The sequence below is a fragment of the Actinoplanes sp. M2I2 genome (assembly GCF_023544445.1).
GTDB lineage: Bacteria > Actinomycetota > Actinomycetes > Mycobacteriales > Micromonosporaceae > Actinoplanes.
On sequence record NZ_JALPVJ010000004.1, the window covers coordinates 1 to 13,690 of the forward strand.

14 protein-coding genes are annotated in these 13,690 nt (G+C 72.4%); 5 read left to right on the plus strand and 9 right to left on the minus strand.

Features of this window, described 5'->3' with window-relative positions:
* Positions 1–166: 166 nt before the first annotated feature.
* A complete protein-coding gene (locus tag HJC40_RS07900; RefSeq protein WP_284042890.1) occupies positions 167–1,378 on the minus strand; it encodes a chitosanase in 1,212 nt (403 codons plus the stop codon).
* 216 nt (positions 1,379–1,594) lie between these two features.
* Between HJC40_RS07900 and HJC40_RS07910 the strand changes: the two genes are divergently transcribed.
* Positions 1,595–2,776: an ROK family transcriptional regulator gene (locus HJC40_RS07910; protein WP_249999680.1), complete on the plus strand. Its 1,182-nt coding sequence runs from the start codon at positions 1,595–1,597 to the stop codon at positions 2,774–2,776.
* A gap of 34 nt (positions 2,777–2,810) precedes the next feature.
* Here the strand turns inward: HJC40_RS07910 and HJC40_RS07915 are convergent, their stop codons facing one another.
* The 4 genes from HJC40_RS07915 to HJC40_RS07930 form a co-directional block, all read right to left on the minus strand.
* Positions 2,811–3,986 (minus strand): hypothetical protein, encoded by a 1,176-nt coding sequence (locus HJC40_RS07915; RefSeq protein ID WP_249999682.1) that lies wholly within the window; start codon positions 3,984–3,986, stop codon positions 2,811–2,813.
* Between the two features lie 75 nt (positions 3,987–4,061).
* Positions 4,062–4,535, minus strand: a complete 474-nt coding sequence (ispF, locus tag HJC40_RS07920; protein WP_249999686.1) for a 2-C-methyl-D-erythritol 2,4-cyclodiphosphate synthase — start codon at positions 4,533–4,535, stop codon at positions 4,062–4,064.
* A 9-nt stretch (positions 4,536–4,544) separates the two neighbouring features.
* Positions 4,545–5,249: a 2-C-methyl-D-erythritol 4-phosphate cytidylyltransferase gene (gene ispD / locus HJC40_RS07925; protein ID WP_249999688.1), complete on the minus strand. Its 705-nt coding sequence runs from the start codon at positions 5,247–5,249 to the stop codon at positions 4,545–4,547.
* 51 nt (positions 5,250–5,300) lie between these two features.
* The gene (locus tag HJC40_RS07930; RefSeq protein ID WP_026206027.1) at positions 5,301–5,786 is read right to left on the minus strand and encodes a CarD family transcriptional regulator; all 486 of its coding nucleotides are present in this window, start codon (positions 5,784–5,786) and stop codon (positions 5,301–5,303) included.
* Positions 5,787–6,122: 336 nt separating this feature from the next.
* Here HJC40_RS07930 and HJC40_RS07935 point away from each other — a divergent pair, with 336 nt between their 5' ends.
* The gene (locus tag HJC40_RS07935) at positions 6,123–6,893 is read left to right on the plus strand and encodes a hypothetical protein (protein WP_249999691.1); all 771 of its coding nucleotides are present in this window, start codon (positions 6,123–6,125) and stop codon (positions 6,891–6,893) included.
* Positions 6,894–6,953: 60 nt separating this feature from the next.
* Here the strand turns inward: HJC40_RS07935 and HJC40_RS07940 are convergent, their stop codons facing one another.
* The 4 genes from HJC40_RS07940 to HJC40_RS07955 all read right to left on the minus strand — a co-directional run bounded on the left by HJC40_RS07940 (position 6,954) and on the right by HJC40_RS07955 (position 10,431).
* The gene (locus HJC40_RS07940) at positions 6,954–7,412 is read right to left on the minus strand and encodes a DUF6023 family protein (protein ID WP_249999696.1); all 459 of its coding nucleotides are present in this window, start codon (positions 7,410–7,412) and stop codon (positions 6,954–6,956) included.
* On the minus strand, positions 7,409–8,473 hold the full coding sequence (locus HJC40_RS07945) for a type III polyketide synthase (RefSeq protein WP_249999699.1): 1,065 nt from the start codon (positions 8,471–8,473) through the stop codon (positions 7,409–7,411). The genes HJC40_RS07940 and HJC40_RS07945 overlap by 4 nt, the downstream gene beginning before the upstream one ends.
* Before the next feature lie 81 nt (positions 8,474–8,554).
* Positions 8,555–9,709, minus strand: a complete 1,155-nt coding sequence (locus tag HJC40_RS07950) for an acyl-CoA dehydrogenase family protein (protein WP_249999702.1) — start codon at positions 9,707–9,709, stop codon at positions 8,555–8,557.
* Positions 9,706–10,431, minus strand: a complete 726-nt coding sequence (locus HJC40_RS07955; RefSeq protein ID WP_249999705.1) for a methyltransferase domain-containing protein — start codon at positions 10,429–10,431, stop codon at positions 9,706–9,708. Before HJC40_RS07955 ends, HJC40_RS07950 begins: the two co-directional genes overlap by 4 nt.
* 46 nt (positions 10,432–10,477) lie before the next feature.
* Here HJC40_RS07955 and HJC40_RS07960 point away from each other — a divergent pair, with 46 nt between their 5' ends.
* From HJC40_RS07960 to radA, 3 genes are all read left to right on the plus strand, one after another.
* Entirely contained in the window at positions 10,478–11,305 is an 828-nt protein-coding gene (locus HJC40_RS07960) for a UbiA family prenyltransferase (protein WP_249999707.1), read from the plus strand.
* 116 nt (positions 11,306–11,421) lie between these two features.
* Positions 11,422–12,204, plus strand: coding sequence for a hypothetical protein (locus HJC40_RS07965; RefSeq protein WP_249999710.1), 783 nt, complete (start codon positions 11,422–11,424; stop codon positions 12,202–12,204).
* Positions 12,205–12,245: 41 nt separating this feature from the next.
* Complete coding sequence (gene radA, locus HJC40_RS07970) at positions 12,246–13,664, plus strand: DNA repair protein RadA (protein WP_249999712.1); 1,419 nt, start codon at positions 12,246–12,248, stop codon at positions 13,662–13,664.
* The last annotated feature ends 26 nt before the right edge of the window (positions 13,665–13,690 follow it).

Consider the following 13,690-nt stretch of genomic DNA (forward strand, 5'->3'; position numbering starts at 1 on the left):
GGGGGGGTTCACACCGCCGGTCTTTTTTGTTTTCCGGGCGGGGTTGGCCCCCCCCCGGCCCCACCCGTCCCCCGCAAGAAAGTCCAGCCCACCAACCGATCCCCGCAGCAGAAAGCGGGACCAGCCAACAAACCAGGCCACCCCCGCTCCCTAGAGATCCGACGACTCAGCCGATCCGGAACCCCTCCCCGTAAACAGCGAACTCCAACGGCGTATTGAGGTCGAGATTCCCCGCATTCAGGAAACGGCGCTGGGCTGTGTCCACACGAGACGCATCTGAATGCGCCTCCTCCTTTTTCATCTCGAGCACCCGCTCATCAAGGAAGACGTTCAACCAGGCCCGCTCATCCCCGCCCTGGGCCGGCGGCTTCGCCCGCTTCAGTGCCTGGCTGCGGATCGCTCGCATGCCCTCGTAGCCGTGCATGACCGCCGCGTCGTAGTAGGCGAACTGGCCCAGCGCCCGCACTCCGTCGTTCTTGCCGTCGCGCACCGAGGGGTTGAAGTAGACGCGGTCGCGTTCGGCTTCCTGGGCTGCTTGGAATCGGCTGTCCGCCGCCGCCGTACGCCAGTCGTTGGTGAAGTTCGGGTCCAGGCCCGCATGGGACGCGGTGCCGTTGACGGTGCGCAGCGCGGGCAGGTATTTGGCCAGCACGTTGCCGGGCACCGCGTTGGTGTAGGCCTGGAGCAGCTCGAGCATGTCTCCTGTGCCGGAGCAGAAGCCGATGATGCCGGCCGTGTAGCCGCGCCCGTCTTCGATGTCCTCGATGTAGCGGAACTGGGCCCGCCAGTCGAGGGACGAGTTCTCCGCCGCGGACACGAGTTGCATCGCGACGTCTTTCTTCGCCGGGTTGTCCAAGTTCGTTCCTGTCGGAGCGGTGGTCGGCGGGGTGGTGGGGGCCGTTCCGCCGGGCAGGCTCCAAGTCTGGTTGCTGGTGCCGGAGCACGTCCAGATCTGCAGGCGGGCGCCGTTGGCCGTGCTCTTGTCGGTGACGTCGAGGCACTTGCCGCTGCCGGTGTTGACCAGCGCTGTGCCCGACACGGACCATTTCTGGGCGCCGGTGGCGTTGCAGTCGTACAGCTGGATCTTGGCGCCGTTGGCCGTCGACGCTGCCGTGACGTCCAGGCATTTGCCCAGCGCGCGGATGGTGCCGTCGGTGTTGCCGACGGTCCAATGCTGGGCCGCCGAGGTGTTGCAGTCGTAGAGCTGGATGGCGGCGCCGTTGGCCGGGCTGGCACCGGCCACATCGACACATTTGCCACCCAGGCCCTGGATCGGGCCGGAGGTCGCGGCGCCGGCCGGCAGCAGCCCGTAGATCAGGGCGGCTCCGGGGACGGCCAGGGCGACGGTGGCGTAGAGGACTCTCCTTGCGCGGATCATGGCTCTCCTCGAGCGAGGGGGATTCACGGGGATGGATCGCGCGATGAGGAGAGACGCTAGAACAGTTAAAAAGGTTTATCAATAGGTCTCGATCGACTGCTCTACGCTGGCGGCGACCCTTGACACCCGTTTGCGGTCCGCCTAGCGTCCGGGCTAACTGTTAGCCGGTTTGCCTATCGCTTCGTCACCTGATCGCCCCTCGCACCGGGAGCCGCCGTGAGCCGTCTGGCCGGTTCGTCCAAACTGCTGCGCGCCATGAACGAGAGCGCGGCCCTGGCCCACCTGCTGGACCCCGGCATGCTCACGCGGGCCGACCTGCGCAAGCTCACGGCCCTGTCGACGCCGACGATCTCCGAGGTGCTGCGCCGGCTGACCGAGGCCGGGCTGGTCACCGTGGTCGGTCACAACAGCGGGCGGCCCGGGCCGAACGCCGAGATCTACAACGCCAACCCCGACGCGGCCTACGCGGCGGCCGTCTCCGTGCGCGACATCGGCGCCAGCGGCGCGCCCTCGGTGGTCGCCGCGCTCTGCGACCTCACCGGCGAGGTGCGCGGGCGCATCGAGTCGCGCATCGACTTCCTCACCTCCGACCCCCTGACCGCGCTGGTCGAGGTGGTCGGCCGGCTGCGCGACGAGGCCGACGTCCCGGCCGACCGCATCCGGCACGTGCAGTTCGGCGTGGCCGGCTCCTACGACCCGCACACCGAGACGATCCGGCACGTCGACGTGCCCGGCTTCGGCCGTACGGGTCTGGTGCCGCAGCTGGCCGCCGCGCTCGGCACCCGGGTCGGCGTCGACAACGACGTCAACCTGGCCGCGATCGCCGAGCGGCAGCGGGGTGTGGGACGCGACGCCGACGGCTTCGCCCTGCTCTGGCTGGGTCAGGAGGGTCTCGGTCTCGCCATCGACATGGCGGGCACGCTGATGCGCGGTGCCCGGGGCGGGGCCGGTGAAATCGGCTACATGCCGCTCTACTCGCCCGACTCCTCGCACCGCAAGCTCGACCTGCAGGACCTCTTCGGCGGTGCGGCCATTCTGGACCTCGCCCGGGACAGCGGCGTTCCGGGGCGGACGCCGGCCGAGGCGGTCCGGGCGGCGGCGGCCGATCCGGCCGGTGGCGGCGACTTCCTGATGGCTCTGGCCGACCGCATCGTGATCGGCCTGGCCGCGGTGATCGCCGTGCTCGACCCGTACCTGGTGGTGCTCTCCGGCCCGATCGCGCAGGCCGGCGGGGCGCCGCTGCTGTCCGCGGTGACCTTCGCGGTGCGCCGCGCGGCGCCGCTGGAGAGCTCGATCGCGGTGACCTCCCTCGAGGACGACGCGGTCCTGCTGGGCGCGCTCGACGCCGGCCTGACCGCGGTCCACGAGTCCCTCATCAACTCGATCCGCTCGTCCTGAGGCGGACCGTAGGCGCGGGAGACAGGGACCTGGGTCAGCGCCGGGTGAGGACCAGCAGCTCGGCCACCGCGGCCAGGACCAGGGCCGCGACCAGCGAGACGATGCCGCCGACCAGGGCGTAGACCAGGAGGACCAGCGGCGCGACGAAGCCGATGTAGGTGGCGCCGGCCAGCGGCCGGTTGTTCGCCCGCAGCCGGCGCAGGGCAGTTCCGAGCGGCTCGGGCACCATCCGCCGCAGCGCTACGAGCACCCCGACGACGATCAGCACGCCGACCAGGCCGGCCCACACCCGCGAGATCCCGACGCTGGTCAGCGTCATGAAGCCGGCCATGACGCCGGTGATCAGCGTCGCGTTGGCCCCGTAGAGCACGCCCTGGCGCACCGCGGCGGCCGACGGCTCGGAGGGATCGAGCACCGGTCCCGACGGCCGGCTGATCGCGGGCTCGCCGGTCCAGCCGGCCGAGCCACGCTTCGGCTCTTCCTTCGGCTCGGGGCGGTCGGGCGCGGGATAGGCCCGCGGGAACGGCTCGGGATAGTCCCCCGCCGTCTCCTCACGCGCCTCCGGCTCGGCCTGCGCCGCCAGCGTCGCCTCGTCGGCCAGCGCCTCGAGCGCCCTGGCCCAGCGCCGGCGTTCGAACCGGACGATTCCCATGTCGTGCTGGGCGTCCCCGATCGCCGGATCGAGGTCGAGAGACTGGGTGTACGCCCGCTGGGCCAGATCGAAGAGCCGGAGCCGCGCGGCCACGACGGCCAGCACCAGGTGCGCCTCGGCGTCGGCGGGCGCTATCCGGACCGCGTTCCAGGCCGCGTTGAGGGCTTCCTGCCCGTTGCGCGACTCGCTGAGCAGCGCCGCACCGGTCCGCTGGGCGTACGCGTCGGCCGGCCACTGCGCGAGGATCCCGCTGGCCACGCGGGCCGCGTCGCCGTACTTCTGGCTGTCGGTGAGCGCCATGGCCCGGACGACCAGGTTGGTGATCGTGTCGGGGGCGGCCGCCACCGCCTTCTCCGCGGCCCGCAGCGCCTCGCCGGGCTGCTCGGCGGCCAGGTGGATGCGGGCCAGCGTGGCCAGCAGGCTGGGTTCGTCGGGCGCGGCCGTCAGCCCGGCGGCGACCTCCTGGGCTGCCTCGTCGTATCGTCCGAGATCGGCGAGCAGGAGCGCACGCTGGCGGTACTCCTCCGGCGTGGTCTCTGGTTCCAGGGGCGCGGCCACTCTTCGAGCGTAGGCGCTACCACGAAATACCGTGTCCCGGGGTGAGCACCGTTCACTTGCCACCCGCCGCAACGCTCACATCTGGGCGATCAGGGCGACCGCCGTCGCGGCGAGTCCCTCCCCGCGGCCGGTCAGGCCCAGCCCGTCGGTCGTGGTGCCCGAGACGGTGACCGGGGCGCCGACCGCCGCCGACAGCACCTGCTGGGCCTCGGCCCGGCGCTTGCCGATCTTCGGGTGGTTGCCGATCACCTGGATCGAGACGTTCACCACCTCGAACGACGCCGCCCGCACGAGCCGCGCCGCCTCGGTCAGCAGCGCGACGCCCGAGGCGCCCGCCCACTCGGGCCGGGACGTGCCGAAATTGCTGCCGAGGTCGCCGAGCCCGGATGCCCCGAACAGCGCGTCGCAGGCGGCGTGGGCGGCCACGTCGGCGTCGGAGTGCCCGGCCAGCCCGGTCTCGCCCGGCCACAGCAACCCCGCCACCCAGCAGGGCCGGCCCGGCTCGAAGGCGTGCACGTCCGTGCCGATACCGACCCGCTGGCTGATCACGCGGCCAGGTTACGCGGGATCATCGGACAGCCTGAGCAGAGCCTCGGCCAGGACGAGATCGAGCGGACGGGTGATCTTCATCGCCAGATCGGAGCCGGGGATGCAGGTGACCGGCAGACCGGCCTTCTCGACCAGGCCCGCGTCGTCGGTCAGCGGATCGGCCGCCGAGGCGTGGACCTCGGCCAGCACACTGTGACGGAAGCCCTGCGGGGTCTGCACGCTGCGCAGCACCGAGCGGTCGACCGTGCCCAGCACGGTCTCGCCGGGGCCGACCTCCTTGATGGTGTCGACCACGGGCAGCACCGGGATCACCGCAGGGTGCCCGGCCCGCACGGCGGCCGCCACCGACTCGATCACGTCGGGTGGAGTGAGGGCACGCGCGGCGTCGTGGACGAGCACGATGTCGATCTCGGGCGGCACGACGGCCAGGGCCCGGGCGACGGACTCCTGCCGCTCGGCCCCGCCGGCCACCACGGTGACCGGCGCGACCGGCGCCAGAAGGGAACGCACCGCCTCGACTTCAGCGGCGGGAGCGGCGACCACGATGAGGCGGACCGACCCGGAGGCGGCCACCCGGCGTACCGCGTGGACGAGCAGAGGCTCCCCGGCGAGCAGGCGCAGAGCCTTGGGTCCGCCGGGGCCGAGCCGTAAGCCGGCACCCGCAGCCAGAACCAGGACCGCGACGTCACCGCGGGCATTGAGCTGCGCGGTCACGTCGCGGTCCTGTGCGAACACGTTTTTGGTCGCGTCGAGGTGGGGGGTGGATCAGGCCTCGGTGAGGACCTTGTCGAGGAGAACCTCAGCCTCGTCCTTGGTGCTCTTTTCCGCCAGAGCGACCTCACCGACCAGGATGTCGCGGGCCTTGGCGAGCATGCGCTTCTCTCCGGCCGAGAGACCGCGCTCGCGCTCACGACGCCACAGGTCACGAACAACCTCGGCAACCTTCAGGGGGTTACCGGAAGCAAGCTTCTCGAGATTGGCCTTGTAACGCCGCGACCAGTTCGTCGGCTCCTCGGTGTGCGGTGCGCGGAGGACGTCGAAGACCTTGCCCAGGCCCTCCTCGCCAACCACCTCACGCACGCCGACGATCTCGGCGTTCTCAGCGGGCACCCGCACGGTCAGATCGCCCTGAGCGACGCGCAGCACGAGATACTGCTTCGGCTCGCCCTTGATGACCCTTGTTTCGATTGCCTCGATGAGTGCGGCCCCGTGGTGGGGGTAAACAACGGTCTCGCCGACACTGAAAACCATAGGTTCGAAGCCCCTTTCGCTGTGTCTAGGGTAACACGCTCAGGCAGCTATGTCCCGCCCAGCCGGTGACTGTTAGTGCAGCTCAGGGCCCCTGTGATGGGCGTTTCTGCGGCTTGACAACGCCGCTTGGAGCTGCCTCAGTGACGGTGGGTGATCGTTTGGTGACGGCAATAGCGTGCGAGTCGGATATTCCGCACCTACGGCGTTTGTGAGGTCAAGCTTATCGCTAAGGTCCGGAAGCGCGCACTACTGGCGGTCGGGCCGCGCGTGAGGAAGGCTGGGGTGCAAGGTCCCCGACCGAAGAACGACTGGGTCGGCCCGGGGGGAGGGTGAGTCATGGCTGGTGCGAGCGACAACGGCGGATGGTCGTCGGATGGCGGTTCGCCCGACGACCTGCCCGACCTGCCCGAGGAGTGGGGCGTCATCGTCATCCCGGACGATCTGTCCGGGCTGTCCGACGAGGTCGACGCCATCCGGGCCGAGCTGCGCCTGGCCGATCCGCCCACACGCTGGCAGCGGCTTCTCCGCCGGCCCGCCGCGCGGCGGCTGCGTCGCGTCGCCGCCACCGCGCTCCGCGCGCCCGTCCTGATCATCTCGTTGGCCGTGTTGGTCACCGTGGCCAGCCTGTTCGCCTCGGCGTGGCCCGGGCCGCCCCGCCAGCCGGCCGTCCAGCGCACGGCCACCACGACGCCCGAGCGTTCCTCGACCCTGCCGGCGCTCGAGTTGCTGTCGGCGGACGGCCAGACCGTTCCGCTCCGCGGCCGCCTGCCGGCCGTCATCCTGCTCGTCGACGGCTGCGCCTGCACCGGGCTCGTCGCCGACACGATCGACGCCGTCGGCCCCGAGATCGCCGTCATCACCGTCTCGGCCGCGACCGCGTCGGCGTCGGCCGCGGGCACCCCGCCGACCGGCGCGATGCCGCCGGCGAACGGCAAGACTGTGCGCGTTCTCACCGACCCGGCCGGCAGCCTGCGCACCCATCTGCGGCTCACCGCCCCCGACACCACGGCCGCCGCCGTGCTGGTCGACCGGGGCACCTCGATCGTCCGCGTGGTGCCCCGCACGCTCTCGGTCGAGGACTTCCGTTCCGACCTGGCCCGCCTCTGAGCCGGCCGCCCCTCGGGCCGTCACTGCCCTCGGCGACCGGCGGAGCCAAGCCGGCGGCGATCAGGCGGAGACGCGCCGCACGGAGTAGCGGAACACCACGGGCCCCTTGTCGCTGACCATGACGTGCAGGCGCATCGCGTCACCCAGGCCGACCCGGAAGCTGTACGGCGGGCGCTCGGCCGAGCAGTACAGCCCCCGCCCACTGTCCCGGCCGCTCTGGCTGAGGCTGACCCGCACGTACGACTCCGGGCCACCCCGGCAGATCACCGACACCAGGTACTCGCCGGTCTCGACCGAGGTCTCGAAGGACTGCTCGGCGCCCGGCGCCAGCGCCATGGTCCCGGCGTCGGCCTGCGTGTCGGTGTCGGGCAGCTCCCGTTCGGCCGCCGTCCGCCACACCTGCACCTGGTCGTCGGCGCGGTCGGGCGGGGCGGACAGGAACCACCAGGTCGCGCCGCCGGCGACCAGCAGCCCGGCGGCGGCGTAGAGCACCGCTCCGCGTTCCCGCGCACCTGTCACGCTGTGACTGTAGAGGCCTCCAGCAGCGTGCCGTAGAGCGTGAGCCCCGGCCCGAAGGCCAGCATCACCACCCGCCGCGGCGGGCTCGGGCGGCGGCGCAGCTCGTCGAGCACCAGCAACACCGTCGGCGACGAGCAGTTCCCGTACGTCGACAGAACTCCCCGGGAGGCGTCGAGCGCCTCGTCATCGAGACCGAGTTGTTGCTGAACCACATCGAGGATCTTGGGACCGCCGGGGTGGACCGCCCAGCCGTCCACGTCGTCGATGGTCAGGCCGTGCCGGGCCAGCAGGTCGTCGACGAGCTTGCGGACGTGCAGCTCGAGCACGGCGGGCACGCGGGGCGACAGCCCCATGCGGAAGCCCAGGTCGGTGACCTCCCACGTCATGTGGTCGGCCGTGGTGGTGTCGGTGGCCGCCACGGTGTCGCGCAGGACGTATCCGGGACCGTCGTCCGGGGTCAGGACGACCGCGACGGTCGCGTCGGAGAAGAGCGCGTGCGACACGATCTGCTGGAGATCCGTCCGGGTGCTCGCCGGCTGCAGGTGCAGGCTGGTCAGCTCGGCGCAGAGCAGCAGCGCGGGCCGGCCCCGGGCGACCACGAAGTCGGCCGCCGTGCCCAGCCCGGGCAGGGCCGCGTAGCAGCCCATGTGCCCGATGAAGAGCCGCTGCACGGTCGGCGACATGCCCAGGTCGCGGGCGAGCAGGATGTCGAGCCCGGGCGTCGCGTAGCCGGTGCACGAACAGACCGCGAAGAGCCCGAGCTCGTCGGCCCGGAGGCCGGCGTCGGTCAGCGCCCGTCCCACCGCCTCCTTGCCGAGCGGCACGGCCTCGACCTGGTAGCGGCGCATCCGCTGCTCGGTCGACCACTCGGAGACGTCCTCGAGCAGCGGGCTGACCGCCGCCTGCCGGGTGCGTACCCCGGAGTTGGCGAAGATGCGCTTGGCCAGCGCCCGCTTCTCCGCGGTGTAGTGCTTCGCGAAGAAGCCTTCCCAGAGATCATCCTGCGCGGCAGGCGGCGGCAGCGCTGTACCCAGCCCTGCGATGGTCGCGTTGCGATTCACTTGTGCCTCCCCGGCCGAACCCCGCCGCCCTACCCAACTGCTTTCCTGTCGAGCCGCCCCCGGACGGGACGGGTCCGACCACTACCAGCGCGGCGCCGAACCCTCCGAGTCCGCGTCGCCGCCGAGGGCATCTACCCCCAGCCAGTCCGCACACACATCACTGGTCGCCGGTTGTAGAGATCCGGCTCTCGCGTCCCGGTAGAGACGCTCCAGCGGGTGGCCGCGGCGCATCGCCGACGTGCCCGCGGCCTCCAGCATCGAGGCCGCCACCTCGGCCGCGGTGGTGCCGGCGAGCAGCTTGGCCCGCCACACCCAGCGGTTCGTCTCGGCCTCACCGGGCTGCTCGTCGACCCGGCGGGCGGCCTCCAGGACGGCCAGGTGGGCGGCGGCGACGGCGGCGTCGGCCCGGCCGATCCGAGCCCGGATGGCCGGCAGGTGGCCCAGCTTGCGCTCGTTGACGTGTTCGACGGCGGCGTCGACGGCCGCGCGGGCCACCCCGACGTAGACGGCGGCGTAGCTGGCCACCATCCAGTGCGGAGCCAGCTGGGCCACGACCAGGGCCAGACCCTCGACCCCGCCGAGCAGCGCGCCGGCCGGCACGGTGACGTCGACGTGCAGGTCGTGCGAGCCGGTGGCCCGCATGCCGAGCGCGTCCCAGGTGGGCTCGACGCGCAACCCCTCCCCGGCCGGCACGAGGAACTGCGACACCTGCGAGGGGTCGGCCGAGCTGCGCGCGGCGACCAGATAGGCGTCCGCGTGCCCGGCCCCGGAGCAGAACGTCTTGGAGCCGGTGATGCGGTATCCCCCGTCGACCACCTCGTACGAGGTGGTGAGCTGCGACAGGCGGGAGCCGGCGCCCCGCTCGCTCATCGCCACCGCGTACCACTTGCCCTCGGCCGCGGCCCGCAGGGCGTCGTCCCGGGCCTGGAGCGCCTCGGGCGGCAACCCCAGGGCGTCGGCCAGTTCGTCGGTGACACCGGCCAGGGCGCCGGTCACCGAGGCGTGCATGTTGAAGATCAGCGCGGTGGCGCCGTTGCCCCGGGCCAGCTCGTGGGCGGTCGCCGCGTACTCGGCGAAGCTCGCTCCGGCGCCGCCCAGCCGGGCCGGGACCATCAGCCCGAACAGACCGGCGGCGCGCAGGTCGGCGAAGTCCTCGGCCGGGAAGCTGCCGTCCCGGTCGTGCGTCGCGGCGCGGGCCGCGAACCGGGGCGCAAGCCGGCGGGCTTCCGTGGTCATGCGTACTCCTCTGCCTTGCGGCCGCGTCCCTGGTAGAGCACGGCGGTCGAGCGGGTGGGGACGATGCGGCCCAGCGGCCGGCCGTCCGGCTGCCGGCGCTGCCCGAGCCAGCGGATGAGGCCGGTCGCGCTGGGCCGGGCGCCGCGCACCTCGAGGCGTACGCCGTGGGAAGCGAACTCGGCGACGAGCCGGCGCGGGTCGACGAACAGCGACGGATCGTGCAGGCCGGCCGGAGCCAGGCCGACGAGCTCGCCCAGCGTGACCGTCACGAAGCGACTGAGCGCGTTGTCGTTGACGGTGTCGAGCACGAGGAGTCCGCCCGGCCGCAGCACCCGGCAGAGCTCGGCGACGGTGGCCGGCAGGTCGGTGACGTGCTCGAGGATCTCGCCGGCGGCCACCACGTCGGCCGAACCGGTGGCCAGCGGCAACGCCGTCACGTCGCCGCGCACGCCGTGCACCCCGCGGGCCACCGCGTGGGTCAGCCCGGACTGCCGCAGGTCGACGCCGACGTGCCGGTAGCCCTTTCCGGCCAGATGAGGCGCGAGCAGGCCACCGCCGCACCCGGCATCGACGAGCACGGCGCCGGGGAAGGGAGCGGGCGGGACCAGCCGGGCGCGGGCCACGGCCAGCCAGTGCAGCAGCTCGAAGCCGCCGCCGGGACGCCACCACTCGCCGGCCAGGGCGTCGTACTGACGCGGATCGTTACGCGGCATCGACGGCATGTGATCGAGCGTGGCATGAGTCCGTCACACCCGCCACACTGCTCGCATGTCACGAGCGGTTTCAGTGATCAAATCGTCCCATCCGGAGCCTGGCGGCGCGGTCACCGTGGCGATGACCCTGCTGGCGATCGGGGTCGGTCACCGCGGCTGGTCGATCCTCGGCGTGTTCCTGGCCGTCGGGGCGACGCAACTGGCGGTGGGCTGGGTCAACGACTGGCTCGACGCCGACCGCGACCGCAGCACCGGGCGCACCGACAAGCCGATCGCCTCGGGCGCGGTCTCGCGCCGCACGGTCGGCATCGCCGGGCTGATCGCCGCGCTGGCCATCCCGCTGCTCGGCCTGCCCTTCGGCCTCGTGCCGACGATCGTCATCTCGCTGGTCGGTGTGTTCGCGCTGCTCTACGACTGGCCGCTGAAGTCGACGGCGCTGTCGGTGGTGCCGTACGTCGTGGCGTTCGGGTTGCTGCCGGCCTTCGTCGTGGTGTCGCTGCCGGGCCACCCCGCCCCGCCGGCCTGGCTGGTCGCGGCGGGCGCGCTGCTCGGCGCGGGCGCCCACTTCGCCAACGTGCTGCCCGACCTGGCCGACGACGCGGCCACCGGCGTCCGCGGCCTGCCGCACCGGCTCGGCGAGACCGGGTCGGTCGTCGCGGCCGCCCTGCTGCTCCTGAGCGCGACTTTGACGCTGGTCTTCGGGCCACCCGGGCCCCCGTCGTGGCCGGGCTGGGTGGGCGCCGCCGCGGCCGTCGTGGTCCTTCCCCTCGGGTGGTACGCGACCACGCGCGCGAAGGGACGCGGTGTCGCCATGTTCCGCGCGGTGATCCTCGTCGCTCTCATCGACGTCCTGCTGCTCGTCTCCAGCGGCCGGGTGGTGTGAATGGACGGGTCGCCGCACGCGCCGGTTCGCCGACCTCTACGCTGAGACGTACACCTGTGGTGTTCATCGGTGTTGAGTCGCATCGGTGTTGAGCTTGATCAGCTTGGAGGATCGTGATGCGCTCCCTGGGAACCCGTCGCGTCGCCCTGGCCGCGGGTGCCGCCACGGTCGCCGTGATCGCGCTGGCCGGCTGCTCGGCCGGCCAGGTTGCCGAGACCGCCCTCCTGGACGCGCCGATCTCGGGGCTGAACACCCAGAGCACCGACGGTCGTCTGCTGATCCGCAACCTCCAGGTGGTCTACAACAGCCCCGAGGGTTACCCGGCCAACGGCAACGCCCAGCTCGAGCTCGCGCTCTACAACCAGACCACCGAGCCGCTGAGCGTCCTGATCAGCAGCAGGCCGCAGCAGACCGAGACCGAGGGCATCGTCTCGGCCCAGCAGATCGGGCTCACCGGTGGCGCGGCCGCCGCGTCGCCCAGCGCCAACCCCGAGCCGTCGGGCAGCCGCCCGTCCAGCACGGCCCTGCCCGGCCCGCCGCAGCAGGCCGGTGGCGTTCCCGACAACCCGTCGGTCCAGCCCAGCACGCCGGGCGCGCCGTCGATCGCGCCCAGCCCGTCGGTGCAGCCCGCCCGCATCACGATCCCGGGTCTGAGCAGCGCGACCTACCTGCCCGGCGACGAGGCCAAGGTGCTCGCGCTCGGCCTGAGCGACCGGCTGGCCCCGGGCAACTCGCTGAGCCTGGTGGTCGAGGTGAGCGGCCAGACCCAGCCGCTCGAGGTCAACGCGCCGATGGCCATCCCGTTGTCGCCGGCCTCCCGCCCGGCCACTGTCCCGCCGAACGATCACCTCGGCGAGGGCGAGGACGCCGAAGAGGGCTCGGAAGTGGGCGGCAACTGAGTACGACGCTTCTTGTCGTACCGTCCGGCTAACTTAGCCGGGTGACCACGTCCCGCACGGCCGCCAAGGCAGCCCGCCCCACCTACATCTGCGACGCCTGCGGTCACCAGCCGCCCAAGTGGCTGGGCCGCTGTCCCGAGTGTGGCGAGTGGGGCTCGGTCGTCGAGTCCACCGTGACCACCCCGCTGGGCGCCGGCCGGGTGGTCAGCTCACGCATGCCGGCCGAGCCGGCCCGCCCGATCGCCACGATCAGCGCCGCTCCGGCCCGGGCCGTGCCGACGAACGTGAGCGAGCTCGACCGGGTGCTCGGCGGCGGCCTGGTGCCCGGAGCGGTGGTGTTGCTGGCCGGTGAGCCCGGTGTGGGCAAGTCCACACTGCTGCTCGATGTGGCCCAGCAGTGGGCGGCCCACTCGGGCACACCGTCGCTCGTGGTCAGTGGTGAAGAGTCGGTGAGTCAGGTCCGGCTGCGGGCCGAGCGGCTCGGCGCCCTGCACGAGCAGCTCTATCTGGCCTCCGAGAGCGACCTCGGCGCGGTGCTGGGTCACCTCGACGCGGTCAAGCCCGGCCTGCTGGTGCTCGACTCGGTCCAGACGATCTCCGCTCCGGGCACCGAGGGCGTTCCCGGCGGGGTCACCCAGGTGCGCGCCGTCACCGCCGCGCTGGTCGGGGTGGCCAAGGAGCGGGGCATCGCCACCGTCCTGGTCGGCCACGTGACCAAGGACGGTCAGGTCGCCGGCCCGCGCGTGCTCGAGCACCTGGTCGACGTGGTGCTCCACTTCGAGGGTGACAAGCACTCGTCGTTGCGGCTGGTCCGCGGGGTCAAGAATCGTTACGGCGCGGCCGACGAGGTGGGCTGTTTCGAGATGAACGAGAGCGGCATCGCGAGCCTGCCCGACCCGTCCGGCCTGTTCCTCACCCGATACTCCGAGCCCGTCCCCGGCACGTGCGTGACCGTGGCCATGGAGGGCCGCCGGGCGCTGGTCACCGAGGTGCAGGCGCTGATCGGCGCCGAGGTGCAGGGCTCGCCGCGGCGGACGGTCTCCGGCCTCGACAGCGCCCGCCTGGCCATGGTGCTGGCCGTGCTCGAGCGCCGCACCAAGCAGCTCAAGCTCTACAATCGCGAGGTCTTCGCCGCGACCGTCGGCGGCATCCGGCTGACCGAGCCGTCGGCCGACCTGGCGATGGCGCTCGCGGTGGCCTCCGGCGGCCTCGATCTGGCGATGGCGCCCCACCTGGTGGCGATCGGCGAGGTCGGGCTGACCGGCGAGATCCGGCGGGTCGGGGCGGTCGGGCGGCGGCTCGCCGAGGCGGCCCGGCTCGGCTTCAAGGTGGCCCTGGTGCCACCCGGCTGCGCACCCGAGGCGCCCAAGGGGGTGGAGGTCATCGAGGTGAGCGATCTGCGGTCCGCTCTGCAGTCGGCCGCCCGCGCGTCGGCCGCCGCCGGCGGTGACCGACGGTGATCTTTAATCACGCTACGGAGCATTCA